Source organism: Alsobacter sp. R-9 (assembly GCF_054612375.1).
Genome location: NZ_JBTSWJ010000003.1, coordinates 431432 through 455801, shown reverse-complemented (window position 1 = coordinate 455801; position 24370 = coordinate 431432). Strand labels below are relative to the sequence as shown.

Annotated in this window: 23 protein-coding genes, 1 tRNA gene and 1 pseudogene; 10 read left to right on the top strand and 15 right to left on the bottom strand. The window is 70.9% G+C overall.

What is annotated here, in order from left to right:
• Positions 1-13: 13 nt before the first annotated feature.
• The 3 genes from ACX9GQ_RS07675 to ACX9GQ_RS07665 are packed head-to-tail and all read left to right on the top strand — an operon-like array spanning position 14 to position 3057.
• On the top strand, positions 14-1066 hold the full coding sequence (locus tag ACX9GQ_RS07675) for a ligase-associated DNA damage response exonuclease (RefSeq protein ID WP_459628914.1): 1053 nt from the start codon (positions 14-16) through the stop codon (positions 1064-1066).
• Complete coding sequence (locus ACX9GQ_RS07670; RefSeq protein ID WP_459628913.1) at positions 1063-2733, top strand: cisplatin damage response ATP-dependent DNA ligase; 1671 nt, start codon at positions 1063-1065, stop codon at positions 2731-2733. Before ACX9GQ_RS07675 ends, ACX9GQ_RS07670 begins: the two co-directional genes overlap by 4 nt.
• 24 nt (positions 2734-2757) lie before the next feature.
• Positions 2758-3057: a hypothetical protein gene (locus ACX9GQ_RS07665; protein WP_459628912.1), complete on the top strand. Its 300-nt coding sequence runs from the start codon at positions 2758-2760 to the stop codon at positions 3055-3057.
• A 3-nt stretch (positions 3058-3060) separates the two neighbouring features.
• On the opposite strand, the gene ACX9GQ_RS07660 is transcribed toward ACX9GQ_RS07665, so the two are convergent.
• A complete protein-coding gene (locus ACX9GQ_RS07660) occupies positions 3061-4431 on the bottom strand; it encodes a hypothetical protein (protein WP_459628911.1) in 1371 nt (456 codons plus the stop codon).
• A 182-nt stretch (positions 4432-4613) separates the two neighbouring features.
• On the opposite strand from ACX9GQ_RS07660, the gene ACX9GQ_RS07655 reads away from it, so the two are divergent.
• The 3 genes from ACX9GQ_RS07655 to ACX9GQ_RS07645 are packed head-to-tail and all read left to right on the top strand — an operon-like array spanning position 4614 to position 6921.
• Complete coding sequence (locus ACX9GQ_RS07655; protein ID WP_459628910.1) at positions 4614-5258, top strand: response regulator; 645 nt, start codon at positions 4614-4616, stop codon at positions 5256-5258.
• 25 nt (positions 5259-5283) lie between these two features.
• Positions 5284-5553: a DUF6460 domain-containing protein gene (locus tag ACX9GQ_RS07650; RefSeq protein ID WP_459628909.1), complete on the top strand. Its 270-nt coding sequence runs from the start codon at positions 5284-5286 to the stop codon at positions 5551-5553.
• A 12-nt stretch (positions 5554-5565) separates the two neighbouring features.
• Positions 5566-6921 (top strand): MATE family efflux transporter, encoded by a 1356-nt coding sequence (locus tag ACX9GQ_RS07645; RefSeq protein WP_459628908.1) that lies wholly within the window; start codon positions 5566-5568, stop codon positions 6919-6921.
• Here ACX9GQ_RS07645 and ACX9GQ_RS07640 read toward each other — a convergent pair.
• On the bottom strand, positions 6906-8003 hold the full coding sequence (locus ACX9GQ_RS07640) for a quinone-dependent dihydroorotate dehydrogenase (RefSeq protein ID WP_459628907.1): 1098 nt from the start codon (positions 8001-8003) through the stop codon (positions 6906-6908). The two genes, ACX9GQ_RS07645 and ACX9GQ_RS07640, sit on opposite strands and share 16 nt — an antisense overlap.
• Positions 8000-8350 carry a DUF952 domain-containing protein gene (locus tag ACX9GQ_RS07635; protein ID WP_459628993.1) on the bottom strand — a complete coding sequence of 117 codons (351 nt, stop codon included), beginning with the start codon at positions 8348-8350 and terminating at the stop codon, positions 8000-8002. The genes ACX9GQ_RS07640 and ACX9GQ_RS07635 overlap by 4 nt, the downstream gene beginning before the upstream one ends.
• A gap of 162 nt (positions 8351-8512) precedes the next feature.
• Here ACX9GQ_RS07635 and ACX9GQ_RS07630 point away from each other — a divergent pair, with 162 nt between their 5' ends.
• Entirely contained in the window at positions 8513-9145 is a 633-nt protein-coding gene (locus tag ACX9GQ_RS07630) for a S24 family peptidase (RefSeq protein ID WP_459628906.1), read from the top strand.
• 3 nt (positions 9146-9148) lie between these two features.
• Here ACX9GQ_RS07630 and ACX9GQ_RS07625 read toward each other — a convergent pair whose 3' ends face one another.
• The 3 genes from ACX9GQ_RS07625 to ACX9GQ_RS07615 form a co-directional block, all read right to left on the bottom strand.
• Positions 9149-9901 (bottom strand): TSUP family transporter, encoded by a 753-nt coding sequence (locus ACX9GQ_RS07625; protein ID WP_459628905.1) that lies wholly within the window; start codon positions 9899-9901, stop codon positions 9149-9151.
• 1 nt (position 9902) lies between these two features.
• Positions 9903-11612 carry a lysine--tRNA ligase gene (locus ACX9GQ_RS07620; RefSeq protein WP_459628904.1) on the bottom strand — a complete coding sequence of 570 codons (1710 nt, stop codon included), beginning with the start codon at positions 11610-11612 and terminating at the stop codon, positions 9903-9905.
• A gap of 112 nt (positions 11613-11724) precedes the next feature.
• On the bottom strand, positions 11725-12588 hold the full coding sequence (locus ACX9GQ_RS07615) for a transporter substrate-binding domain-containing protein (protein WP_459628903.1): 864 nt from the start codon (positions 12586-12588) through the stop codon (positions 11725-11727).
• A gap of 104 nt (positions 12589-12692) precedes the next feature.
• Here ACX9GQ_RS07615 and ACX9GQ_RS07610 point away from each other — a divergent pair.
• Positions 12693-14270 (top strand): annotated as a pseudogene (locus ACX9GQ_RS07610) (glycosyltransferase); the annotation flags it as partial.
• A gap of 270 nt (positions 14271-14540) precedes the next feature.
• Here the strand turns inward: ACX9GQ_RS07610 and ACX9GQ_RS07605 are convergent.
• The 9 genes from ACX9GQ_RS07605 to ACX9GQ_RS07565 form a co-directional block, all read right to left on the bottom strand.
• Complete coding sequence (locus ACX9GQ_RS07605) at positions 14541-15149, bottom strand: SCO family protein (protein WP_459628902.1); 609 nt, start codon at positions 15147-15149, stop codon at positions 14541-14543.
• A 32-nt stretch (positions 15150-15181) separates the two neighbouring features.
• Positions 15182-15373, bottom strand: a complete 192-nt coding sequence (locus ACX9GQ_RS07600; RefSeq protein WP_459628901.1) for a hypothetical protein — start codon at positions 15371-15373, stop codon at positions 15182-15184.
• Between the two features lie 54 nt (positions 15374-15427).
• The gene (locus ACX9GQ_RS07595; protein WP_459628900.1) at positions 15428-17527 is read right to left on the bottom strand and encodes a 3-hydroxyacyl-CoA dehydrogenase NAD-binding domain-containing protein; all 2100 of its coding nucleotides are present in this window, start codon (positions 17525-17527) and stop codon (positions 15428-15430) included.
• Between the two features lie 80 nt (positions 17528-17607).
• Positions 17608-17991 (bottom strand): hypothetical protein, encoded by a 384-nt coding sequence (locus ACX9GQ_RS07590; protein WP_459628899.1) that lies wholly within the window; start codon positions 17989-17991, stop codon positions 17608-17610.
• A gap of 81 nt (positions 17992-18072) precedes the next feature.
• Entirely contained in the window at positions 18073-18939 is an 867-nt protein-coding gene (locus tag ACX9GQ_RS07585) for a PCC domain-containing protein (RefSeq protein ID WP_459628898.1), read from the bottom strand.
• Positions 18936-20564: an acyl-CoA synthetase gene (locus ACX9GQ_RS07580; RefSeq protein WP_459628897.1), complete on the bottom strand. Its 1629-nt coding sequence runs from the start codon at positions 20562-20564 to the stop codon at positions 18936-18938. The genes ACX9GQ_RS07585 and ACX9GQ_RS07580 overlap by 4 nt, the downstream gene beginning before the upstream one ends.
• A gap of 169 nt (positions 20565-20733) precedes the next feature.
• A tRNA-Gly gene (locus ACX9GQ_RS07575) sits at positions 20734-20808 on the bottom strand.
• Positions 20809-20863: 55 nt separating this feature from the next.
• On the bottom strand, positions 20864-21958 hold the full coding sequence (locus ACX9GQ_RS07570; RefSeq protein ID WP_459628896.1) for a 2'-deoxycytidine 5'-triphosphate deaminase: 1095 nt from the start codon (positions 21956-21958) through the stop codon (positions 20864-20866).
• Positions 21959-22056: 98 nt separating this feature from the next.
• Complete coding sequence (locus tag ACX9GQ_RS07565; RefSeq protein WP_459628895.1) at positions 22057-22662, bottom strand: CDP-alcohol phosphatidyltransferase family protein; 606 nt, start codon at positions 22660-22662, stop codon at positions 22057-22059.
• Positions 22663-22763: 101 nt separating this feature from the next.
• Between ACX9GQ_RS07565 and apaG the strand changes: the two genes are divergently transcribed.
• Positions 22764-23156, top strand: a complete 393-nt coding sequence (apaG, locus tag ACX9GQ_RS07560; RefSeq protein WP_459628894.1) for a Co2+/Mg2+ efflux protein ApaG — start codon at positions 22764-22766, stop codon at positions 23154-23156.
• A gap of 64 nt (positions 23157-23220) precedes the next feature.
• A complete protein-coding gene (gene argE, locus ACX9GQ_RS07555) occupies positions 23221-24369 on the top strand; it encodes an acetylornithine deacetylase (RefSeq protein WP_459628893.1) in 1149 nt (382 codons plus the stop codon).
• Position 24370 lies beyond the last annotated feature (1 nt).

The window sequence follows — 24370 nt, the reverse complement described above, 5'->3', positions numbered from 1 at the left end:
CTATGTGTGGAGCATGCGGCCGAGCGACCTTCTCTTCCCGACGCCCGCGGGGCTCTACTGTCCGCTGGCCGACGTCCACATCGATCCCGTCCGCCCGGTCGCCCGCGCCCTCGTCACGCACGGCCATTCCGACCACGCTCGGGCCGGGCACGGCACCGTGCTGGCGACGCGCGAGACGCTCGCGATCATGGCGGTCCGCTACGGCGAAGACTTCGCCGGCACGACGCAGGCGGCCACGCTCGGACAGGCCATCGACCTCGGCGGCGCCCGCGTCACCTTCCATCCCGCCGGACACGTGCTCGGTTCGGCACAGATCGCCATCGAGGCCCACGGGCTGCGGATCGTCGCGTCGGGCGACTACAAGCGCGCGCCCGACCCGACCTGCGCCGCCTTCGAGCCGGTGCCCTGCGACGTCTTCATCACGGAAGCGACCTTCGGGCTGCCTGTCTTCCGGCACCCCGACACCCGCGCCGAGGTCGCGCGACTGCTCGCGTCCGTGGCGCTCTTCCCCGAGCGCACGCACATCGTCGGCGCCTACGCCCTGGGCAAGGCGCAGCGACTGATGAGCCTGATCCGGCAGGCCGGCTGGGACGGTCCGATCCACATCCACGGAGCGCTGGAGAAGCTCACGGCGCTCTATCAGCGGGAGGGGATCGACCTCGGCGACATCCGGAAGGTTGCCGCGCCAAAGCGGTTCGAGTTGGCCGGGGCGATCGTGATCTGCCCGCCCGGCTCGATCCAGGACCTGTGGTCGCGCCGTTTCCCGGACCCGGTGACGGCGTTCGCGTCCGGCTGGATGAGGGTGCGCGCACGGGCGCGGCAGCGCGGCGTGGAACTGCCGCTCGTCGTGTCCGACCACGCCGACTGGGACGACCTTTGCCGGACGATCCGCGAGACGGGCGCCGGGGAGGTGTGGGTGACGCACGGGCAGGAGGACGCGCTGGTGCACTGGTGCGTCACGCAGGGCATCCGCGCCCGCTCGCTCAACCTCGTCGGCTACGGCGACGAGGGCGAGGTCGAGCCTGAGACTCCGGCGACCGCGGCAGCGGGAGAAGGCGCCGCATGAACCGCTTCGCCGCGCTGCTGGACCGTCTCGCCTACGAGCCCGGCCGCAATGCCAAGTTGCGCCTGCTGACCGACTATTTCCGCTCGACGCCCGACCCCGAGCGCGGTTTCGCGCTGGCGGCGATGGCCGGCGGCCTGACCTTCGCCAACGCCAAGCCGGGGCTCGTGCGGGCTCTCATCGCCGAACGGACCGACCCGGTCCTCTTCGGCCTGTCCTACGACTATGTGGGCGACCTGTCCGAAACGGTCGCCCTGATGTGGCCGGCGCCCGCACACGACCCGACGCACCCTCCCCCCTCTTTGGCGGAGGTGGTCGAGCGGTTGCAGAGCGTCGGCAAGTCCGAACTGCCGGGTCTTCTCGCCCGGTGGCTCGACGGCCTCGACGAGACCGGACGATGGGCGCTCCTGAAGCTGATCACCGGTGCGCTGCGGATCGGCGTGTCGGCCCGCCTCGCCAAGAGCGCGGTCGCGGCGCTAGGCCCGCTGAAGCCGGACGACATCGAGGAGGTCTGGCACGGTCTGGAGCCGCCCTATGAACGCCTGTTCGCGTGGGCGGAGGGGCGCGGGGCGCGCCCGGAGGCGAGCGACCCGGCGCCATTCCGCCCGCCGATGCTGGCCCATCCGATCGAGGACGCCGACTTCGATGCGCTCGATGCGCGGGAGATGGCCGGAGAGTGGAAATGGGACGGCATCCGCGTGCAGGCGGTCGCCGGCACGCGGCCGGACGGGCGACGCGTCGCGCGGCTCTTCTCGCGGACGGGCGACGACATCTCGCGCAGCTTCCCCGACGTCGTCGAGGCGCTCACCTTCGACGGTGCGATCGACGGGGAGCTGCTGATCCTGCGGGAAGGACGCGTGCAACCGTTCAACGTGCTGCAACAGCGACTCAACCGCGCAAGCGTGTCGCCGCGCATGCTGGTCGAGTTCCCGGCCCACATTCGCGCCTACGACCTGCTGACGCTGGACGGGGAGGACCTCAGGCCGCTGCCCTTCGTCGAGCGCCGGCAGAGGCTCGAAGCCTTCGTCGCGCGGCTGGAGCATCCGCGGATCGACATCTCGACGATGATCGCCTTCGACACGTGGGACGAACTCGCCGCCGCCCGCGCGGCACCGGGCGAGGCCGGCGCGGGACCGGACGCGGAGGCGGTCGAAGGCTGCATGATCAAGCGGCTGGACAGCCCCTACGTCCCCGGGCGCCCGAAGGGCCTGTGGTTCAAGTGGAAGCACGATCCCTTCGTGATCGACGCGGTGCTGATGTACGCGCAGCGCGGGCACGGCAAGCGCTCGTCCTTCTACTCGGACTTCACCTTCGGGGTCTGGCGCGGAGGCCCGGGCGGCGACGAACTGGTGCCGGTGGGAAAGGCCTATTTCGGCTTCACGGACCGCGAGCTGCAGGATCTCGACCGCTTCGTCCGCCGCCATACGGTGAACCGCTTCGGCCCGGTGCGGGAGGTCGTCCACGAGGCGGACCGGGGGCTGGTGCTCGAGGTGGCGTTCGAGGGGATCAACCGCTCGACGCGGCACAAGTCCGGCGTCGCGATGCGGTTTCCACGGATCTCGCGCATCCGTTGGGACAAGCCACCGGGCGAGGCGGATCGAATCGACCTCCTCGAGCGGCTGATCGAGACGGGCGGGCGCCGCAGGTCCACGGACGGTGACGCGGCGTAGACAACCGACAACGGGAGATCGTGAATGATCGTGCGCAGCCTCTTCGTCATCGTCGCGCTCGCCCTGGCCGGCCTCATCCTGTGGGCCTTCGGGCAGGCGCCCTTCTGGGCGAGCGTGGCCAGGGTGGTGGCCGACCCGTGGGGACTCGTGATGCTCGGCGACCTCTACGCCGGGTTCCTGGCGACGACCGCGCTGTTCTTCCTCTTCGAACGGCCGCTGGTGGCGGTGCTGCTGTTCGTGGCGCTGATGGTGCTCGGCAACGTCGTCACGCTGCTCTGGCTCGCGGCCCGGGGGTGGTCGCTCCTGAAGACGCGCCTCGCCTGACGGCTACAGCGCCGCGTCCTCGACCGGCACGGCGACGGGCGGCGAGCGGACGAGCAACGCGAGGACGAGCCCCGTCGCAAGACCGGCCGCAATCCCGCCCAGCGCCGCACCGGACGCGTCGACCGAGGGCGCCAGGCGCCCTTCGAGCAAAAGCCCGGCCGTGGCAAGGCCCGCGACGCCGGCCAGCAGTCCGGCCCAGCGGCCTGCCCTCGAGACCAGCAGGCCGAGAATGACCGCCGGACAGGCCGCGGCCACGAACAGGGCACCCGCGACGGCTGCCAGCGAGGAGAGCCGGGCCGGATCCTGCATCGCTGCCGCCGCCGTCGCCGCGCAGACGACCAGGATCGTGAGACGGAGCCGGGCAAACCGCTTCGATGCCGGATGACGACGCGAATCGAGACGCCCCGGCAGCTCATGCCCGAGCGCGACGCCGGCCGCATAGAGCATGGCGAGAAGGCCGCACAGGTCGAGGGCGATCCGCAGCGCGGCCTGTCCGATCGCGGGGAACAGGGAGGCGGTGCCACCCTGCCCCTGCAGGACGATGGAGAGCCCGAAGGCGACGACGGCGCCGCCGAGCCAGGCGGAGCGCGCATCCCTGGCGGAGGCACAGGCCGACGACAGCTGCACCGCGTGCGGAGACAGCAACGCGGCGAAAACGGCGGCGAGGACCGCCGGTTCCGCCAGCGGCGGAAAGGCCCGCAGGGACGGGGACGTGAGGAGCGCCTCCCCCGACGCCGCGAGCGGGACCGCGGCGACGGCCACGAGCGCGGCGCTGAGCCCGGCCCGCACCACGCCCCGGAGTCCTCCCGGGAGGAGAACGACGAGGGCAGCGAAAGTCACGAAAGCGACGGATGTCGCCCTCGACAGGCCCGAGGTGAGGACGAGGGTGTCGGCGAGGTCGGAGACGCGTCCGGCCGCGAGGGGAATCACGGCGAGGGCCAGCAGCAGGGCGACGACCATCCGCAGGGCGGGATCGCCGAACCGATGGCCGAGCCAACCGGCGAGACCCGGCCATCCTGACGCCCGCACGGCCGGCGCGAGAAGGAGCCCTCCTGCGACGAGACCGAGCGCCGTCTCGAAAGGACGTCCCGAGACACTCGTGACGCTGGCGGCGCCGATCGCCAGCCCGACGGAACTGGTGGAGGCATTGCGGCCGGCAGTGATGAACGTGCGAAGGCGCATCGTGCCGCCGCTGGCGCCGCTGGCGACCACGATGACCACGACGAGGGAGGCGGCGGCACCCGCGATGACGCCCCCGGGAGCTCCCAGGCGATTGAGCACGACCCCGACGAGCCCCGCGACCGCCAGCACGGCCACCGTCGCCAGCCCGGCCCTCAGCAGAACCGGAACGTCCCTGCGCTGGCCCTCGCTCATCCCGTGCCCCGCATCATCCGCAGGCGCACCATGGGAGGCGGGGGCGCGTCGCGCAAGTCCGGGCCGGGGGCCAGCCCCTTGCGCCGGGGGCATTCCCGGCCCCACTATGTGGTTGGGGACAAGACGGAAGAACAAGATTCCGAGGGGGACAGGCATTGGCGGACGTTTCGCAGACAAAAATCATGATCGCGGACGACCATCCGCTGGTGCGCGGAGCCCTGCGCGAGGCGGTGAACGGGCTCGTCGACGGCACGAGCATCGTCGAGGCCGGCACGTTCGACGAGGTGAGCGACCAACTGGGGCGCGGCGTCGAGATCGACCTCGTCCTGCTCGACCTGACGATGCCCGGCGTGCAGGGCTTCTCGGGCCTCATGTACCTGCGGGCCCAGCATCCCGGCACGCCCGTCGTGATCGTCTCCGGCAACGAGGACAGGGGTGTCATCCGCCGCTGCATCGAGTTCGGCGCGTCGGGCTTCATTCCGAAGTCCGTGGACGTGGACACGATGCGCGGGGCGATCAGGACCGTGCTCGACGGCGGCACGTGGACGCCAGCCGACGTCGATCTCTCGGCTCCCGCCGACCGGGAGACGAGCGACCTCGTGAAGCGCCTCGGCAGCCTGACTCCCCAGCAGGTCCGGGTGCTGATGATGCTGTCGGAAGGACTCCTCAACAAGCAGATCGCCTACGAGCTGGGCGTCTCGGAAGCGACGGTGAAGGCCCACGTGTCCGCGATCCTCCAGAAGCTCGGCGTCGAGAGCCGCACTCAGGCGGTGATCGCCGCCTCGAAGATCGCTGCCGGCCAGCCCGTGCCGCTCGGCTCCGCGTGACGGCGCCGGGATCGGAGTAGCCCCGATGAACGACAACGTCTCGCGGTTCTTCGGGGGTTCGCCCGGCTCCGTCCTGGTCAAGCTCATCTTCCTGTCGCTGCTCGTCGGGGCCTTCCTCTCGCTCTTCGGCCTGACGCCGCCCGACATCATCCGCGGCATCAAGTCCCTGATCGACTCGATCCTCGACCTCGGCTTCGGGGCCGTCAGGGAGTTGCTCCGGTGGCTGGTCTACGGGGCGGTGATCGTGGTGCCGATCTGGCTCCTCATGCGGCTCTTCGGCAGCCGCAGCAGCTGAGTTCTTCCTCCAGTGACGACCTTGCCCGGCGGCGCCGCCGCTGCCCGGCGCATCGATCCTTCCGTGCGCCGGCTCGTCGCGCTCGCCCTGCCGATGATGCTCGCGCATCTCACCGAGCCTTTGCTCGGCCTCGTCGATGCGACGGTGATCGGGCGGCTGGGGGAGGTCCACCTTCTCGGCGCGGTGGCGATGGGCGCCATCGTGTTCGACCTACTCTTCTGGGGGCTCGGCTCGCTGCGCATGAGCACGGCCGCCTTCACGGCGCAGGCGCACGGGGCGGGGCAGGACGACGAGGTGAGCCTCGCCGTCGCCCGCGCGCTCCTGCTGGCCACGGCAATCGGCGGCGCGCTCATCCTGCTGCAGGGGCCCCTCACGGGTGCCGTGCTGGGCGCGATGGGACCGAGCACCGCAGTCGAAGAGGCAGCTCGCACCTACATCGCGGTGCGGATCTGGTCGGCGCCATTCGCGCTGGCCAACTACTCGATCCTCGGCTCGCTGATCGGCCGTGCCCGGACGGACCTCGGACTGGCGCTGCAGGTCGGAATCAACGTGTCGAAGATCGCGCTGACGATCGCCTTCGTCCCGGGGCTCCACTGGGGCATCGCGGGTGCCGCCTGGGCCACGGTGCTCGCGGAGTTGCTCGGAACCGTCGCCGGGCTTGCCGTGCTGGTCCGGCTCGGCACGGGGTTCCGCGCCATACGCCTTGCGGCGCTCGTGGAGGGGCCGGCGCTGAAACGGCTCCTGGTCGTCAATCGCGACGTGGCCATCCGGTCCTTCGCGCTCGTCACCGCCTTCGCGTTCTTCACGGCGCAGGGAGCTCGGGCGGGCGACCTGACCCTCGCCGCGAACGCGGTGCTGTACAACCTCTTCCTGTTCGGCAGTTACTTTCTCGATGGCTTCGCCGCCGCTGCGGAACAGCTGACGGGGCAGTCCATCGGCGCCCGCGACGAGAGCGGCTTCCGCCGCAGCGTCCGCAATGCGGTCTGGCTGAGCATCGCCACCGGTCTAGGAGTCACGCTGCTCGTGCTGGCCGGCGGCGGCCACTTCATCGCCTTCGTGACGACCCATCCCGAGGTGCGCGCCACCGCGCTCGCCTTCCTGCCCTACGCGGCACTGACACCGCTGGTCGGGGCGGCCGCGTTCGCGTTCGACGGGATCTATGTCGGGGCGACATGGACGCGCGCGATGCGTGACCTGATGCTGATATCGCTGGCTCTCTACCTGGCGACGTGGTGGCTCGCCTCGGGATGGTCCGCCGCGGGGCTCTGGATCGCGTTCCTCGTCTTTCTCGGGAGCCGCGGGATCGGCCAGGCGCTCGCCTATCCGGCCCTGGCCAGGCGCAGCTTCGGCACTCAGGTCCCCGGATAGGGCTCCGCGCACAGGGCCGCGGCGCGCCGGCCGACGAGACGGTCCAGCCCTCCGGCCCCCTTTGCCGAGGCGAGGAGACCGGCCTTGATGTCGTCCACCAGCGCCGGCCCCCGGTAGACGAGCGCCGAGTAGAGCTGCACCAGCGACGCGCCCGCCTCGATCTTGGCGAGCGCCGATTCGGCAGAGTGGATGCCGCCGACGCCGACGACCGGCATGCTGCCGTCGAGCCGCTGGTACACCTCCGCGAGGATGCGGGTGGACAGCGCGAACAGCGGCCGTCCCGACAGGCCGCCCTGCTCAGCGGCTACGACCTTGTTGCGAAGCGTCCCCGGCCGCGAGACCGTGGTGTTCGACACGATCAGCCCATCCACCTCCCGGCGCCGGGCGACGGAGACGATCCCGTCGAGTTCCGGCCGCGACAGGTCTGGGGCGATCTTCAGGAGCACGGGACGGCGCGCGGCGTCGGCCGAGTCACGCGCCTCGACGACACGTGCGAGCAGGTCGTCGAGCGCGGCCTCGTGCTGCAGGTCGCGCAGGCCGGGCGTATTGGGGCTCGACACATTGACCGTGAAGTAGGAGGCGAGCGGCGCGAAGCGGCGGATGCCCTCCACGTAGTCGGCGGCGCGATCCGTGCTGTCCTTGTTCGCTCCGATATTGACGCCGACGATGCCGCCGCGCGTCGCCCTCGCCGCGAGCCGCGCGTAGGCCGCGTCGTGGCCCCGGTTGTTGAAGCCGAGCCTGTTGATGACGCCCTCGTCGTCGGGCAACCGGAACATCCGCGGACGCGGGTTGCCGTCCTGGGGGCGCGGCGTGACCGTGCCGATCTCGGTGAAGCCGAACCCCAGCGCGAGCAGAGCGTCGGGCACCTCCGCATTCTTGTCGAAGCCGGCGGCCATGCCGATCGGATTGGGAAAGTCGAGCCCGAAGACGCGCGTGCCGAGGGCCGGGTCGTCCCGGCAGGGCAGCAGGGGAAGGTTCGACAGCGCCCGGATCGTCATCTCATGGGCCGTCTCGGCGTCGAGTGTCCGCAACGCCGGAAGGATCGTGGCGGACAGCGTCCGCAGGGCCAGGGAGCGAATCATTCGGGCACCTCCGCTGGGAAAAGGTGCACGCCGGCCGCGTCGACGGGGAGCGGTTTCGCCCAGAGGACGGCCTCCATCGGAAGTGGCCCATATAGGTGAGGAAAGAGGTCTCCGCCCCGCGATTGCTCGTATTTCAGGGCGTCACCGAGCAGTTTTTCATCGACGGCGACCAAAATCAAAGCGCTCTGGCCGCAAAAATGCTTCCTAGCCGTCTCCCGCACCTGCTTGAATGTTGATAAATGGATATAACCATCGATCAAGTCGACAGGTGCGCCTTGAAGAGAGCCGACAGCCATGGCGTCTTGCCAGAGCTTGGCAGTCACTATCTTATATATGATTGTCACGATACGACGTCCGCAGGAGGCGCTCCCTAGGGATAGGGTGCGGAGCGGATCCGATCAATCGAAGAAGTCAGCGTGAGACAGCGGGCCGGAAGGTGGAAGAAAGTGGTGAGCGTCTTGTCTCAGCCCCATGCGGGGACTAGCGGAGCAGCGGGCCAAGGGGGGTCCATGCTGACACACGCGCAGATATGGACGGCGATCGACGCCATCGCAGCGCGCTACGGCCTGACGGCTTCGGGCCTGGCCAAGCGTGCCGGACTGGACCCGACGACCTTCAACAAGTCCAAGCGGATTTCCACCGACGGTCGCCTTCGCTGGCCGTCGACCGAATCGCTGGCCAAGGTTCTCGACGCGACCGGCGCCTCTCTGGACGAGTTCATCACGCTGGTGGGCACCCGCGCACCGCACATCTCCAGCCGCACGATCCCGCTTATCGGGTTGGCCGAGGCCGGCGCGGACGGCAGCTTCAGCGTCGAGGGGCAGCCTTCCGGAGCGGCGTGGGACGAAATCAACTTTCCGGACCTCCCGGCCCAGGGCGTCTATGCCGTCGAAGTCAACGGTGACTCGATGCTGCCCGTGTTCCGCAGGGGCGACTTCCTCATCTGCTCGCAGACGGCTCCCGTCCGCAGGGGCGACCGGGTCGTCGTCAAGACGCTCGACGGGGAGTTGATGGTGAAGGAGCTGAAGCGGCGGACGGCCCGCACGATCGAGCTCGCCTCCCTCGCCCCTCGCGAGCCGGACCGCGTGATCCCCACCGCCAACGTCGCGTGGGTCGCGCGGGTGATGTGGGTGAGCCAGTAGGCGTCAGCCCGTCGCAAGCAGCCACAGGCCTCGCGCGACGTAGACGATGCTGATCGCGTTGATGAGCACGTTGCTCCAGCGCTTGAAGCCGCTGTCCGTCATGCGGTGCAGGATGCCCGCCGCAAACGTCGTTCCGCCGATGGCGCAGACGACGGCCAGCGCGATCACCCACCCCGGGGGCAGGTCCCCGAGCGCGAAGGCGACGCTCCCGAAATAGGCGATGCGCAACGCATGCGCCGCCGTCTGGGTGGCTGCCTTGGTTGCGACGATCGTCTTCCGGTCCAGCTCGCTCCGGTTGAAGAACATGTCGAGGACGCTGCCGGTCGCGCCCGCGATCAGTTGCAGAGGCATCAGGACGAGCCCGGACAGGAAGGGCACGCCCCGGCGGGTGATGTGAGGCGCGAGCGCAGGCGGCGCCTTGGCGGTGACGAACGGCACCAGGCCGAGCAGGATGTAGATGACCGCCTTGTCCGGCAGCAGAGCGACGGCCTTCATGGCCGCGAAGCTGACGAGCGAACCCGCGACATAGCCGCCGACGATCCGCCAGCGCACGTAGGAGCGCCACAGCCACGCCCGCCAGCCGTTGGCCGCGAACTGGATGATCCCGAACAGGATCATCGCCGGCGCCACGTCCATGACGAGTAGGAGCACGCCCAGCAACACCATGCCGCCGGCCATGCCGAAGACGCCGGACAGAACGCTCGTGCCGAAGACGACGCCGCCGAGAATCGCGACGGAGCCGGCCGAGACGATCACCTCAACGCGCCTTGCGGGCCGCCAGGAACGCCTCGTGTTCCGCGATCAGCGCCCCGCTCAGGGCCTTCTCGATCAGGCCGCGCGTCTCGTCGACGCCGTAGAGCGCGACGAACGACCCGAACCGTGGTCCCCGCTCCTGCCCGAGCAGGATGCGGTAGATCGTCTGGAACCACTGCTGCGACACGCCGGGGCGGCCGTCGGGGCTCTTCGACTTGCCGCTGAGGTCGGGGAAGTGGCGGCGACCGACCTCGTACACGACGGCCTGCAGGGCCTCCGCGTCGGTCGAGCCGCGATGCTCCGCGAGGACGCCGGCGAGGTCGGCGAGCGCCGCCCGCTCCGCGTCGGTGGCGGCCGCGTAGGTCTTCGCGGGACGCACGAAGTCGCGGAAGTAGGCGACGGCGTAGCCGACCATCCGGTCGAGCCGCGGATGGTTCTGTGGCGAGACCTCCGGCGCATAGCGGCGAATGAAGCCCCACAACACCTGTGGGTCCTCGGAGTTTGCCACCGCCACGAGGTTGAGGAGCATGGCGAAGGAGATCGAGGTCCCTGGCGCGTTGCTGCCGGCGGCGCGCACGGTCTCGGGCGCCGGCGGCTCCCCGGAGTGGATGTGCCAGACCGGGTTGGCGAGGCGCTCGCGCTCCGCCTGCTGCGGAAACTTGTCGAGGAAGGTGAGGTAGTCGTCCGCCATCCGCGGGATGACGTCGAAGTGCAGCCGCTTCGCCTCGCGGGGCTTCTGGAACATGAACAGCGAGAGGCTCTCGGGGCTGGCGTAGGTGAGCCACTCCTCGATGGTGAGCCCGTTGCCCTTGGACTTGGAGATCTTCTGCCCCTTGTCGTCGAGGAACAGCTCGTAGTTGAATCCCTCCGGCGGCGTGCCACCCAGCGCGCGGCAGATCTCGCCGGACAGCTTGACGCTGTCGATCAGGTCCTTGCCCGCCATCTCGTAGTCGACGCCCAGCGCCACCCAGCGCATCGCCCAGTCCGGCTTCCACTGCAGCTTGCAGTGGCCGCCCGTGACCGGCGTCTCGAAGCGCCGCCCGTCGGCGGGGTCGCGCCAGACGATGGTCCCGGCGCTCCGGTTCACCTCGTCGACCGGCACCTGCATGACGATGCCCGTCTCGGGATGGATCGGCAGGAACGGCGAGTAGCTCTGGGCCCGCTCCTCGCGCAGCGACGGCAGCATGATCGCCATCACCGCCTCGTAGCGCTCCAGCATCAGCAGCAGCGTCGCGTCGAAGCGGCCCGAGCGGTAGCACTGCGTCGACGACAGGAACTCGTAGTCGAAGCCGAAGTGGTCGAGGAAGGCGCGCAGGCGGGCGTTGTTGTGCTCGCCGAAGCTCGGGTGGGTGCCGAAGGGATCCGGCACCTGCGTCAGCGGCTTGCCGAGGTGGAGCGCCATCTCGTCCCGGTTGGGGACGTTGTCCGGCACCTTTCGCAGGCCGTCGAGGTCGTCCGAGAACGCGACGAGCCGTGTCGGGATGCGGTCCCCGGTGAGCACGCGGAAGGCATGGCGCACCATCGTGGTGCGGGCCACCTCGCCGAAGGTGCCGATGTGCGGCAGGCCCGAGGGGCCGTAGCCGGTCTCGAACAGCACCGAGGACTGGCCGGTCCGTTTGACCCGCTCGACGAGCTTTCGCGCCTCCTCGAAGGGCCACGCGGTGGCCTGGAGGGCGGCTTCGGCGAGGGACGGGCTGTCGACGGGCGCGGTCATGGGCGCGGCATCCGGGGCTTGCTGGCGAAGGAGGCGGCCGGGCCGATCGGGCCCGCCGCAAGGCGGCGGCACACTATGGACGATGCCGCCCCGGGTCAATGAACGCGGACGGTCAGTAGAAGCCGACGGGGAAGTAGCGCAGGTAGAGCTCGGCGTGCTTGCCCGTCTCGGCGAGCCGCTGCAAGGCGTAGTCCACGGCGCGGCGCAACGTCGGCTCGTTGGGCCGCATGACGATGACCACGCCCTCCCCGAACCACCGGCTCTCGGTGTAGGGCCCGCCCGCGAAGACGCAGCAGCGCGCCCCGTCGGTGCCGTTGAGCCAGATCGCGAGCGTCAGCCCGTCGCCGAACAGGAACTCGACCTCGCCGTTGCGCAGTGCCGCCAGCGCGAGGTCGAGGGTCTCGAAGGGCCGGATCGCGGCGCTGGCGAAGAAGGTGCGCAGGTAGTTCTCGTGGGCGCTGCCGGCGACCACGCCGACCGTCCGGCCGGCCGCGTCGTCAGGCGACAGCGGCGCAGCCCCGCCGGTCCGGCCGATGAAGCGGGCCGGCGTGCGCAGGTAAGGCCGCGACACCGCGTTCGAGGCACGCAGTTGCGCCGTGGCGCGCATGGAGGCGACCACGGCATCGCCACGCCCTTCCTTGAGGGCGTCGAGCAGGGTGTCCCACCGGCGCGACTGGATGGTGCAGGCGACGTTCAGCACGTCGCAGACGGCGCGCGCGAGATCGACGTTGAACCCCGCCAGCTTGCCGTCCTCCGTGAGGAAGTGCATCGGCGGGTAGTCGTCGTCGGTCAGGAAGCGGATCGAGCGGAGGCCCGTGAGGTCGGGCCGGTCGAGCCGCTGCGATGTCTCCCAGAAGTTGGGCAGAAAGACCTTGTTCTCCGCCTGGTTGGTCTGGGCGAACGCTCCCGACCCCGCGAAAGCGAGGAAACACAGCCAGAGCGCGAGACATGCCCTTCGCAATTCCGGACGGATCAACTCCCCCTCCGTAGCGCGGCGCCGGGGACGGCGCTTGAATCGGATCGCGGTCGCCTGCGGGTTGATTACCACCCCCGGCCGGCGCGCGAAACGGAGCGGATGCCATGGGACAGGCAGGGCCGGGGCACGAGGCGGGCGCACCGTCCGAAACCGAAGCCGACGGAGCGCCGCGCGAGAGCGACACGCTCGAGCCGGCGGACCTCGGCTTCCTGCTGCGGCACGGCATTCCGCGCGGGGCGCTCGACGCCTGCCGGGACGAGGCGCGGCGCATCGGCGTGGGGCTCGACGAACAGGTGATCGCGTCGGGGCTGATGGACGCGGATACCTTCTACCGCGCGGTGGCGCAGGAATGCCGGGCGCCCTTCCTCGCGCGGCCGCGCGTGGTGCTCGACGCACCGCCGCTGGTGGTGATCGCCGCCGGCCACGCCCGCGCCGCCGGACCCGGCGACCCGCGCTGGGTCGCGGCCCCGCGCGGCCCTCGCCTGCGGCTGCTCGTCGACATGGCGCTCACCGGACACGGCCCGCCGGACATCGGCATCACGACGCCGGCACGGTTCGAGCGGGCGGTGCTGGAGGCGGGCGGCGGATCGATCGCAGACCACGCCGTCCACGCGCTCCCCGACCAGGCTCCCGCCGACTCCTACCGGGGTGAGGCGGGTCCGAAGGAAAGGGTCGCGCTGCTGGCCGCGATCCTCGTCATCGCCTTCCTTGCCACCCTGTTCCCGAGCATCGCGGCGGACGCGTCGATCCTCGTCCTCGGCCTCTGCTTCGCGCTCACGGCGACGATCAGGATCGCCGCAGCGCTCGAACCGCTCCCGCCCGATAAGCTCCGGGAGACTTCGCTGCCGGACAGGCTATTGCCCCACTACTCCGTGTTGGTACCACTTTACCGGGAGGCGAACATGGCGCGCGACCTCTGCGCCGCTCTCGCCGCCCTCGACTACCCCCGCGCGAAGCTCGAGGTGCTGTTCCTGGTGGAGCAAGGGGACGAAGCGACCCGCGAGGCGCTCGAAGCGACGCTGGACCCGAGAACGCAGCGGGTTGTCGTCTGCCCATCCGGCCCTGTGCGCACCAAGCCCCGTGCCCTCAACATCGGCCTGCAGCTGGCCCGCGGGGCTCTCGCGGTCGTCTTCGACGCGGAGGACGAACCCGACCGCCACCAGTTGCGGCAGGCTGCAGCGGCGTTCGCGCGCGCCGACCGGAGCGTCGTGGCGCTGCAGGCGACGCTGCGGGTGGAACCGCGCCGGGGCACACGGCTGGGGCGGCTGTTCCAGCTGGAATACGGAGCTCTCTTCAACGCGGTATTGCCCGGCCTCTCCGCCATGGCGCTGCCGCTTCCGCTCGGCGGCACGTCGAACCACTTCCGCCGTGCCGCGCTGGTGCGGGCGGGGGGATGGGATGCCTGGAACGTCACCGAGGACGCCGATCTCGGGCTGAGGCTGGCGCGACAGGGGTACCGGATCCTCGCGCTGCCGGCGCGGACGCGGGAAGAAGCGCCAGAACGCCTGCGCGACTGGTTTCCCCAGCGGGTGCGCTGGATGAAGGGGTGGATGCAGACGACCGTTGTCGTGCTGCGCCGCTTCCCGCACCTCGCCGCCCGCGAACCCCTCGACCAGGCGACGGCTATCGCACACACGCTGGGAACGACGCTGTCGGCGCTCTTCGCGCCCTGGTGGCTGCTGACGCTCGCAACCGGCTTGGGTGAGACGGCAGGCACATCCTTGGCGTCCGCGCTGCTGGCGGGCTTGAACGCGGTCGTCCTCGCGGCCGGAGTCGTTTCGGCCTTCCTGCCCGCAGCGGTCGGCCTGACGCGCGCCGGACTGCCGGTGCGAAGCACCGACCTCGCGCTGCTGCCGATCTACTGGCTGCTCATCTCCGCCGCGGCGTGGGTCGCCTTATGGGAGCTCCTCGACGCGCCGCACCGCTGGAACAAGACGGCGCATGGCCTCGCTTCAGAACATCGCCTCCAGTTCCCGGGCGGAATCCGCCGGGGTGCGCTGGATGTTGAAGCCGCCGACGAAGCGGCCCTTCTTGTCCATCAGGTAGATGAGCGCCGTGTGGTCCATCGTGTAGGAGCCGTTGTCGAGCGGCACCTTGCGGGCGAACACCCGGTACGACTTCAGCATCGCCTCGACGGCGGCGCGGTCGCCCGTCAGCCCGACGATGCGTGAATCGAAGCTGGACAGGTAGGTCTTGAGGATGTCGGCCGTGTCACGCTCGGGATCGACGGTGACGAAGAAGCTCTTCAGCCCGTCGCCCTTCGGCCCGAGCGCGTCATAGATCATCGTGATCTCCTGCAGCGCGGTCGGGCACACGTCCGGGCAGTGGGTGAAGCCGAAGAAGACGAGCGAGGGCTTGCCCTCCAGCACCTTCTCGGTCACGGGCGTCCCGTTCTGGTCGACCAGCCGGAACGGGCCGCCCACCGCCGCCGGCGAACGGTCCCCCGAGGGCATGAACACGACCGCCACCGCCATCAGCAGGCCAACGGCCCCGAACAGGAACGCGAGCAGCGGCAGCGCGAGGCGCGACGCGCGGGAGGGGGCCTTCTCGGGAGTGTTCATCGGACTGACTTTCGGAACGGACGGGCGGTCCCTCAGAGGCACCAGGCGACGGCGGCCGACACCATGTCGACGAACACAGCCGCCCCGCGCGACGACCACAGGACCAGCCCCGCGGCGACCGTGAGGACGAGCGCACCACCCCACAGCAGCCGGCGTGCCCATCGGCCCGCATCCGCCACGGGGGCGGCCGGGACGATGGCGGAGGGGTCTGCCTCGTGGATCATGGCGCCCGCTTGGAAGCCGTTGATGGCGAAATCATGGTCCGGCCGGCCCCTGCGTCAACCCGCCAGTGGGCCGCGCGGCGGAAGGTCGGCGAAACGGCTCCCGCTGCGGGCGAGATCGACGAGCAGCGGCGCCGGCTCCCAGCCCGCGCCGAAGGTCGCCTCGATCTCCTGCACGTCGGCGAGGATCGACGCCAGCCCGACCGCGTCGGCCTCGAACATCGGGCCGCCGCGCCACGCGGGGTACCCGTAGCCGTGCACCAGCACGAGATCGATGGCCGCCGAGGTGGGCACGATGCCCTCGCCGAGCAGGCGGGCGCCCTCGTTGACCATGGCGGCGCACACCCGGCGCTGGATCAGCTCGGCCGGAACCGGTCGGCGGACGATCCCGAGCCGCTCCGACACCGCCGTCACGATCTCGGTCACCGCCGGATCGACCATGCGCTTGCCGTCGGCGTAGCGGTACCAGCCGGCGCCGCTCTTCTGGCCGAAGCGACCGCGCGCGCAAAGCTCGTCGGCGACCGTGGAGGCGTAGCGGGCGAGCGGGTTGCGGGTCGGCGCGAGGCGCTTGCGCCGCGCCCAGCCGATGTCGAGCCCGGCGAGATCGGAGACGGCGAAAGGCCCCATGGCCAGCCCGAAGGCCTCGAGCGCCGCGTCCACCTCCTGCGGCAGGGCGCCCTCCTCCACCGCGAACTCGGCCTGCTGACGCCACGTGGCGAGGATGCGGTTGCCGACGAAGCCGTCGGCGTTGCCGCACACGACCGGCAGCTTGCCCAGCCGGCGGGAGATGGCCACGCCGGTGGCGAGTGCGTCGGGGGCGCTCGCCGCGCCGCGCACCACCTCGACGAGGCGCATCACGTTGGCGGGCGAGAAGAAGTGCAGCCCGACCACGTCCTGCGGACGGCCGGACGTGGCGGCGATGGCGTCGACGTCGAGCGCCGAGGTGTTGGTGGCCAGCACCGCGCCCGGGCGCGCGAGGCGCCCGAGCCGCCCGAAGATGTCGGCCTTGACCGCCATGTCCTCGAAGGCCGCCTCGACGACGAGGTCGGCCTCAGCGAGCGAATCGAAGTCGTCCGTCACCATGACCCGGGACAGCCGCTCCTCTCGCTGCGCCGGGGTGAGGCGGCCGGACGCGACCTGGCGGTCGTAGAGGCCGGCGACGCGGTCCCGGGCGGCGCCGACGGCGGCGATGCTGGTCTCGACAACCGTGACGGGCAGTCCCGCGTCGGCGAAGCACACGGCGATGCCGGCGCCCATGGTGCCGCCGCCGATGACGGCGGCGCGGGCGACCGGGCGGGGCGCGACGCCCTCCAGCAAGGGAACCCGGGCCACGGCCCGCTCGGCGAAGAAGAGGTGCCGCAGCGCCGCCGACTGCGGAGACGCGACCAGTTCGAGGAATGCCTCGCGCTCACGGCGCAGCGCTTCGGCGGGCTCGAGGGTCGCTGCGAGACGAAGGACCTCGACGGCCTTCACCGGAGAGAGCTGGCCGCGCGCGCGGGCAACGACCTTGGCCGCGGCTGCATCGAACGCCGCGACGTCGGTCGGCGCAGGCCGCGCCAGCGTCCGCCGCGGCGGCTTCCCGGAAAGGTCACGGGCCAGTTCCGCGGCCACCTGCCGCAAGTCGCCCGTGGCGATCCGGTCGACGATGCCGAGCGACAGGGCTTCCTGCGCCCGCACGGTGCGGCCGCTGGCGACGATGTCGAGCGCCGGCACGAGGCCGACGAGGCGCGGCAGGCGCTGCGTGCCGCCGGCGCCCGGAACGAGGCCGAGCTTCACCTCGGGCAGGCCAAGAGAGGCCTTCGCGTGGGCGACGCGAGCGTGGCAGGCGAGCGCGAGTTCGCAGCCGCCGCCGAGCGCGGTGCCGTGGACGGCGGCGACCACGGGCTTGGGCGCGTCCTCGATCCGCTGCAGCACGTCCGGCAGGACGGGTGCCACGGGCGGCTTGCCGAACTCGCGGATGTCGGCCCCAGCTACGAAGGTGGTTCCCTCGCACGCGATCACCGCCGCGACAACGGCGGGGTCCGCCATGGCGCGGGCCAGCGCCTCGTCGAGTCCCACGCGGACGGCGTGCGAGGTGGCGTTGACGGGCGGGTGGTCGATCAGGATCCACGCGATCCCGTCCTCGACGGTCGATCGCACGGGTGACGTCGCGGTCATGGGCGGCCCCTGGGCTTGCGGCCTACAGGTGGCATGCCGGCCGGCCCCCCACAAGGCGGGGCGCGGCAGGTCTGCTGCGCTCAGGAGATGAAGGGGAGGATGCCCAGTTCGTACTGCCGCCGGCCGACGGCGTGCTGGATGATCTTGCCGTCGCGCACGATGATGAAGCGGGGCGTGCCCGTCGTCTGGCGGATCTGGGCCAGCACGGGCTTGAGGTCCTCCGGCCAGGCCGAGGCTTCCCGGATGTCGCTGTAGCGCATCACCTCGACCTCGCGGACCGGCGCGCCGGACTGGCGGCAGAGCCGCTCGAAGGTCGGGCGGTCATGGGCGTTCCAGTCCATGCACCAGGGACAGTCGCGCGCCATCACGAGGAGGATGTAGGCCTTCGGGGCCGCTGCCGCGGCAGGCAGGGCGCCGCCGCCCAGCATGGCCGCCGTCGCCAGAAGGAACAGGCGTCGATCCATCGCACGCTCCCGAGGTCGCCTCTCGCCGCAAGACACAGTGCCGCAGATCGGGTTAAGGGGCAATTGAGCCCGATGTCGGCATCAACCGACCTGTTCGACGACGAGTTCGAACGTCATCAGCACCGGGTTGTCGCCGCGCGCGAGCACGCCGCGCGCCATCGCGCCCGTGTAGTCGACGAGACCGGCGCAGAGGTGGGCAACCGGACCGTCCGGACCCGCCTCGATCGTGGCCCCGTCCAGGAACACCTCGGTGGCGAAGGCCTCGACCACCTGTCCCTCGTCGAAGTGCGCACCGATGGTGCTGCCGACCCCGCCGCGCAGGCGGGCCCGCGCGATGCCTTCGCGCCGGCAGAGAGCCTCCAGTGCCCCGGCGAAGTCCTGGTTGGGCCGCAACCGGACCGCGAAGGCGCGGGACGATGCATCGACCGGTCGCGACGGCGCAGGCGCCGGCTCGAAGAGCTTGAAGTTGGTCTCAGGGTCGACCGTGCCGGTGAAGACGCCGCCGTCGAAGCCGAACGCCTCCACCACCGCCTCGGCGGCGAGCAGGGTCTCGTCGGGCAGGATGTGGCCGCCGCTGCGGTGGCCGTCGGCCTCCTGCCAGAGCGCGTGGGCGTGGAAGAAGGGCGCGCCGTCGCGGACGCCGAACGTCATCGCGCCGCCCTCGACGACTGTCACGCCGGTCGGCCGGAACGTGTCGCTGTAGAAGGCCGCGTGCTGGGGCGTCGCCGACAAGGCCGGCATGACGTAGCCGAACGGGCCGAGACGCAGGCCCCGCAGGTCCACCGTCCCGCCGGGAAATCCGTGCGCCGCGAAGCCGTCCGCCACGGCATCGACGAGCCGCCGGCCGCGCTCGAGCGACAGCGTGAGGCTGCGCCCGCGCCCCTCGACGACCGCGAGCCGCTCGGCCGGGGGCGGGCCGGGCTGGCGGATGAAGGTGGGCCGGGTCACGCGGAGGGCCCCGATGACAGGAGGCCGCGGCGCTCCAGTTCGTCGCGCACGAGGCGCTTCGGCACCTTGCCGTAGCCCGACTTCGGGAGCGCCTCCCAGAAATGGATGCGCTTGGGCAGCTTGTAGCGCGAGAGCTGCGGCCCCAGCCACGCGAGAAGGTCTTCCTCCTTCGGCGCCTCCCCCTCGCGCGGCACGCAGACGGCGACACCGACCTCGCCCCACAACGGGTCGGGCACGCCGAGCACCGCCACCTCGGCAATCGCCGGGTGGGTGAGGATCTTCTCCTCGATCTCGCGGGGGTAGATGTTCGAGCCGCCCGAGATGAACATGTCGGAGGCCCGGCCCGTGATGTAGACGAAGCCCTGCTCGTCCCGGTGCCCGAGGTCGCCGGTCCGGAACCAGCCGTCGCGGAAGGCCTTCGCGTTCGCCTCCGGGTTGTCGTAGTAGCCGGCGAAGACGGCCGGCCCGATGACGCAGATCTCTCCCGTCTCGTTCGGCCCCAGCTCGCGCCCGGTGTCGTCCTGGATCGACACCTGCATGCCGGTGCGCTCGAAGCCGCAGGTGCCCACGCGGGCGTGCGGTCCGTCCTCCGGCTCGTGCAGGGCCGGCGGCAGCACCGTGATCGCCCCGGTCACCTCGCCGAGGCCGAAGTACTGGACGATCACTTTGCCGAGCACCGCCAGCGCCCGCTTCTGGTCCTCCCGGTACATCGGGGCGCCGGCGTAGATCACGTGGCGCAGGGAGGAGTGGTCGCGGCGGGCCGCGGCCGGGTGCTCGACCAGCATCTTCAGGATGGTCGGCACCGTGAAGAGGTTCGTCACCCGGTGTGCCTCGATCAGCCGAAAGGCCTCCTCGATGTCGAAGCGGTCGGTCGGCAGCAGAATCGTCGGCGCCCCGCGTGCTATCATGTTGAGCTGGTGCACACCGGCTCCGTGGCTGAGCGGCGCGACGACGAGGGAGGCGTCCTCCTCCGTCGTGCCGGGGAGCAGATCGCACAGGTGGTTGTTGATGACGAACGCCATTTGCCCGTGCGTCAGCACCGCCGCCTTGGACCGCCCCGTCGTGCCGGAGGTGAAGAAGAACCAGCAGGGGTCGTCGTACTCGACGGCCGCCGCCGGGCATACCTGGCCGGCATGGGCGGCGATCCGCTCCGCCGCCGCGGCCTCGCCGAAGCTACCCTCGTCGCCGAGGCGCCAGGTGAAGCGCACCGCGGGTGCCCGCTCCTCGATGATGGCGGCGTGGGCCGGGCAGGCGCCGTGGCAGAGGAAGGCCGAGGCGCCGGACGACGTGGCGAGGTAGACGATCTCCTCGGGCACGAGCCGGACATTGGTCGGCACCCAGACCGCGCCCAGGCGGAACGCCGCGAACATCGACCACAGCATCTCGTCGCAGTTGCGCGAGTGGACGAGGATGCGGTCGCCCTTGCCGATGCCACGGGCGGCCAGCGCCGCGGCGAAGGCCTCGACCGTCCGCTCGATTTCGGCCCAGGTCCAGCGCCGGTCGCCCCAGAGGAGGCCCGGGCGGTCCGGGAACCGGCGCGCGTTGCGGGTGAGCCAGTAGGACAGGTTCATCACGCGCCGCGAGACGGGCGCGACACCGCCGGCGGGGCGCACCGCGGCGGTCACCGCGTTCCTCCCGCAGTCCATCGCCTGGCCACGCTGCCGATCACGGCTGCGGTCGTCGTCCTTCCCATCGCGCCTGCCCCCCTGCCCCGCCAGCAAACACCGGATCGGCGCCGAACGGAACCGCCCACGAAAAAGCCCCGCCGGCGCGGGCGCGCGGCGGGGCCTGAACTGGAGCGGGCGAAGGGAATCGAACCCTCGACATACAGCTTGGGAAGCTGTCGTTCTACCACTGAACTACACCCGCGACGGGTCCTGTATACGGGATCAGGCCGCCGGTGCGCAACGGGGTCGCGGACGCGCTAGCCGCCGCGAAAATGCTTGGACAGCTTGAGGCCCTGCGCCTGGTAGTTCGATCCCAGGTCGCGGCCGTAGAGCGTCGCCGGCATCGCCGCCATGCGCTCGTAGACGAGCCGGCCGACGATCTGGCCGTCCTCGAGGATGAACGGGACGTCGCGGGAGCGGACCTCGAGCACGGCCCGGCTGCCGGAGCCGCCCGCCTCGGCATGTCCGAAACCCGGATCGAAGAACCCGGCGTAGTGGACGCGGAATTCGCCCACCAGCGGATCGAACGGCGTCATCTCGGCCGCGTGGTCCGGCGGCACGTGCACCGCTTCCTTGGAGGCGAGGATGTAGAACTGGCCGGGGTCGAGGATGAGCTCGGCCGCACCGCGGGCGTGGATCGGATCCCAGAAGTCGAGCACGTCGCAGGCGCCGACCCGGTCGACGTCAACGACCGCCGTGTAGCGCTTGGCCCGGTAGCCGATCAGCCGCTCCGGCCCGAAGCCCGAGAGGTCGACGCTGACGGCGATGCCGCTCTGGATCGACGGCTCGGACGAGGTGACGAGGCGCGAGCGGGCATGCAGCGCCGCCACCTCGGCATCGTCGAGGCGGGCGCTTCCGGTGCGGAAGCGCAGCTGCGACAGCCGAGAGCCCATCCGCACCAGCACGGGGAAGGTGCGCGGGGAGATCTCGAGGTAGAGCGGGCCCCGGTAGGCGGTGCCGATCTGGTCGAACTCGCGCGATCCGTCGGTGATGACGCGGGTGAAGACGTCGAGCCGGCCCGTGGAGCTCTTGGGATTGGCCGCCGCGGCGAGATCGCCCGGAAGGTCCAGTCCCTCCATGAGCTCGGCGATGTAGACGGCGCCCGTCTCGAGCACGGCGCCCTGTGCCAGGTCGATCTCGAAGAGCGAGAGCGAGGCGATGCGCTCGGCGACAGGCATGTCCCGCCCCGGCAGGAAGCTGGCCCGCACGCGGAAGCAGCGGCGTCCGAGGCGCAGGTCGAGGCTGGCCGGCTGGATCTGCCCCGCCGCGAGCGGCGCGGCCGTCGTCACGCGGCCCTCGGCCACGAGCGTCTCGATGGCCTGGGACGGCAGGATGCCGGGCGCGGTCGTCACGGATGCAGGTCCCCTCGTGGTTCCACTGCCTTGGTAGCCCACGGGGCGCGCGTGTCCAGCGGATCGCGCCGCAACGCACAGCCCAATTCGCGCACGGGTCAGCCGAAGCTGCGCCAGGCCAGGAGCGAGCGAGCCCCCGCCGTCACGACGCACAGCGCCCCGAAGCCGAAGGCGAGGGCCGGGAACAGCGAAGGAAAGAGGATCGCGGCGGTGAAGACCGCGATCGTCTCGGTCCCCTCGGCCAGTCCCGCGGTGAAATAGAGCGATTTCACGCCGCGGCTGCGCGATTTCATGCCCCTCTTGGCAGCAATCGCAGCGAAGGCGAGGAAGCTCGCGCCGTTGACGTAGAAGGTGAAGAGAAGCACCGCGGCCGGAAGGGCGTTCACGGCGGGATCGCGAATCGCGAAGGCGAGCGGGACGGCGCCGTAGAAGGCGAAATCGCAGACGATGTCGATGTACCCGCCGCGATCGGTGCGGCGCGTGACGCGCGCAATGGCCCCGTCGAGCCCGTCTCCGATGCGGCCCACGGCCAGCAGCAGGAGCGCCCAGCCGTCCCAGCCGAAGGCGATCGCCGCGGCGCAGCCGAGCCCGCAGGCGAGGGAAAGGCCGGTGACGGCGTCCGCCCCGATGCCGACCGCGGCGAGCCTGGCGGCGGCGGCGTCGAGCGGCGGATCGATGATGCGGCGCATCAACCCGTCAAGCATGGCGACAGGCCGCCCCGTTGACGCCATGCGGCGCGCCGAATACGACCCGGGCGGGAGCGGCATCCCTCGGGGAGCCGGGTCGCCGAGGCGAGAGCAGGATCATGTACCGAGCCGTCACGCGGGAGATCCAGGTCACCGTCACGCCGGCCTATCTCGAGGACCAATCCTCGCCGAAGGACGGGCGGTACTTCTGGTCCTATACGATCGAGATCGTCAACCGGAGCAGCACGCCGGTGCAGCTCCTGTCGCGCTACTGGCACATCGTCGACGCCGAGGGACGCGTGCAGGAGGTGCGCGGCGAAGGCGTCGTCGGCAAGCAGCCGCGCATCGCCGCCGGCCGAAGCTTCACCTACACGAGCGGGTGCCCCCTCACCACGCCGGAGGGGATCATGTCCGGCCACTACGTCATGGAAACGGAGGACGGAGAGCGGTTCGAGGTGACCGTGCCCGCGTTTTCGCTCGACATCCCCGACACGCGGCGCATCATCAACTGACCGGCCGGACACGCCGGGGTTGCGGCATCCGCCCGGTGCCGGCCGATTTCATTGGACCCTTCTCTTGCAGACCACGCTCGACATCCTGTCCCGTCTCGTCTCGTTCAATACCGAGACCCAGCGGTCGAACCTGCCGCTGATCGACTACGTCGCTGACATCTTCAGCCGGCATGGTGTCCCTTTCGTCCGACTGCCCAACGCGGACGGCGACAAGGCGGCGATCTATGCGACCGTGGGCCCCGAGGTCGACGGCGGCATCGTGCTCTCCGGCCACACCGACGTGGTCCCGGTGGCAGGGCAGGCCTGGACGAGCGACCCCTTCACGCTGCGCATCGCGGATGGGCGCGCCTATGGCCGCGGCGCGGTCGACATGAAGGGCTTCGCCGCGGTCGTGCTGTCGCTCCTGCCGGAGATGCTCAGCCGGCCGCTGCGCCGGCCGATCCACGTCCTGCTGAGCTATGACGAGGAGACGACGTGCCTCGGCGTCATCGACGCCATCGAGCGCATGGGTTCGGTGGCGCCACGGCCGGGCGTCGTCATCGTCGGCGAACCGACCGAGTTGCAGGTCGCGGACGCGCACAAGAGCGTGGTGTCGCTCATGACGCACGTGCACGGGCACGAGTCGCATTCGTCGAAGCCGGCGCTCGGCGCCAACGCGATCTCAGGCGCAGCCGCGCTCGTCGTGGAGCTCGACCGGATCGCCGACCTGTTCCGGGAGCGCGGCGACCCGACCGGACGGTTCGATCCGCCTTACGCCACCGTTCATGTCGGCACGCTCTTCGGCGGCACCGCGCGGAACATCGTGCCCAAGCTGTGCAGCTTCAACTGGGAGGTGCGTGGCGTCCCGGGAACCGACGAAATGGAGGCCGTGCGCCTGCTGCAGGCACATGCGGAGGCGCACGTGCTGCCGCGGCTGCGCGCCCATGGCTGGCCGGCCTCGGTCGAGACGGTCGTGGAGGTCTCGGTACCGGGCCTGGCGCCGGATCCAGGCTCGCCGGCGGAGACGCTGGCGCTGCGCCTCGCCGGTCGAAACAGCACCATCACGGTCCCCTACGGCACCGAGGCGGGACAGTTCCAGCGGCGCGGATTGCCGACGGTGGTGTGCGGCCCGGGCTCGATCGACCAGGCCCACCAGCCTGACGAGTACATCACGCTCGCCGAGATCGAGCGCGGCATCGCTTTCGTGCGGGACCTGATCGAGACCTGCCGCTGAC

What these genes read in the sequence shown, in the direction of transcription:
- ACX9GQ_RS07675 (WP_459628914.1), top strand. Translation starts at nt 14, where the DNA reads ATGCGGCCGAGCGACCTTCTCTTCCCGACGCCCGCGGGGCTCTACTGT.
- ACX9GQ_RS07670 (WP_459628913.1), top strand. Translation starts at nt 1,063, where the DNA reads ATGAACCGCTTCGCCGCGCTGCTGGACCGTCTCGCCTACGAGCCCGGC.
- ACX9GQ_RS07665 (WP_459628912.1), top strand. Translation starts at nt 2,758, where the DNA reads ATGATCGTGCGCAGCCTCTTCGTCATCGTCGCGCTCGCCCTGGCCGGC.
- ACX9GQ_RS07660 (WP_459628911.1), bottom strand. Translation starts at nt 4,431, where the DNA reads ATGAGCGAGGGCCAGCGCAGGGACGTTCCGGTTCTGCTGAGGGCCGGG.
- ACX9GQ_RS07655 (WP_459628910.1), top strand. Translation starts at nt 4,614, where the DNA reads ATGATCGCGGACGACCATCCGCTGGTGCGCGGAGCCCTGCGCGAGGCG.
- ACX9GQ_RS07650 (WP_459628909.1), top strand. Translation starts at nt 5,284, where the DNA reads ATGAACGACAACGTCTCGCGGTTCTTCGGGGGTTCGCCCGGCTCCGTC.
- ACX9GQ_RS07640 (WP_459628907.1), bottom strand. Translation starts at nt 8,003, where the DNA reads ATGATTCGCTCCCTGGCCCTGCGGACGCTGTCCGCCACGATCCTTCCG.
- ACX9GQ_RS07630 (WP_459628906.1), top strand. Translation starts at nt 8,513, where the DNA reads ATGCTGACACACGCGCAGATATGGACGGCGATCGACGCCATCGCAGCG.
- ACX9GQ_RS07620 (WP_459628904.1), bottom strand. Translation starts at nt 11,612, where the DNA reads ATGACCGCGCCCGTCGACAGCCCGTCCCTCGCCGAAGCCGCCCTCCAG.
- ACX9GQ_RS07605 (WP_459628902.1), bottom strand. Translation starts at nt 15,149, where the DNA reads ATGAACACTCCCGAGAAGGCCCCCTCCCGCGCGTCGCGCCTCGCGCTG.
- ACX9GQ_RS07600 (WP_459628901.1), bottom strand. Translation starts at nt 15,373, where the DNA reads ATGATCCACGAGGCAGACCCCTCCGCCATCGTCCCGGCCGCCCCCGTG.
- ACX9GQ_RS07595 (WP_459628900.1), bottom strand. Translation starts at nt 17,527, where the DNA reads ATGACCGCGACGTCACCCGTGCGATCGACCGTCGAGGACGGGATCGCG.
- ACX9GQ_RS07590 (WP_459628899.1), bottom strand. Translation starts at nt 17,991, where the DNA reads ATGGATCGACGCCTGTTCCTTCTGGCGACGGCGGCCATGCTGGGCGGC.
- ACX9GQ_RS07565 (WP_459628895.1), bottom strand. Translation starts at nt 22,662, where the DNA reads ATGCTTGACGGGTTGATGCGCCGCATCATCGATCCGCCGCTCGACGCC.
- apaG (WP_459628894.1), top strand. Translation starts at nt 22,764, where the DNA reads ATGTACCGAGCCGTCACGCGGGAGATCCAGGTCACCGTCACGCCGGCC.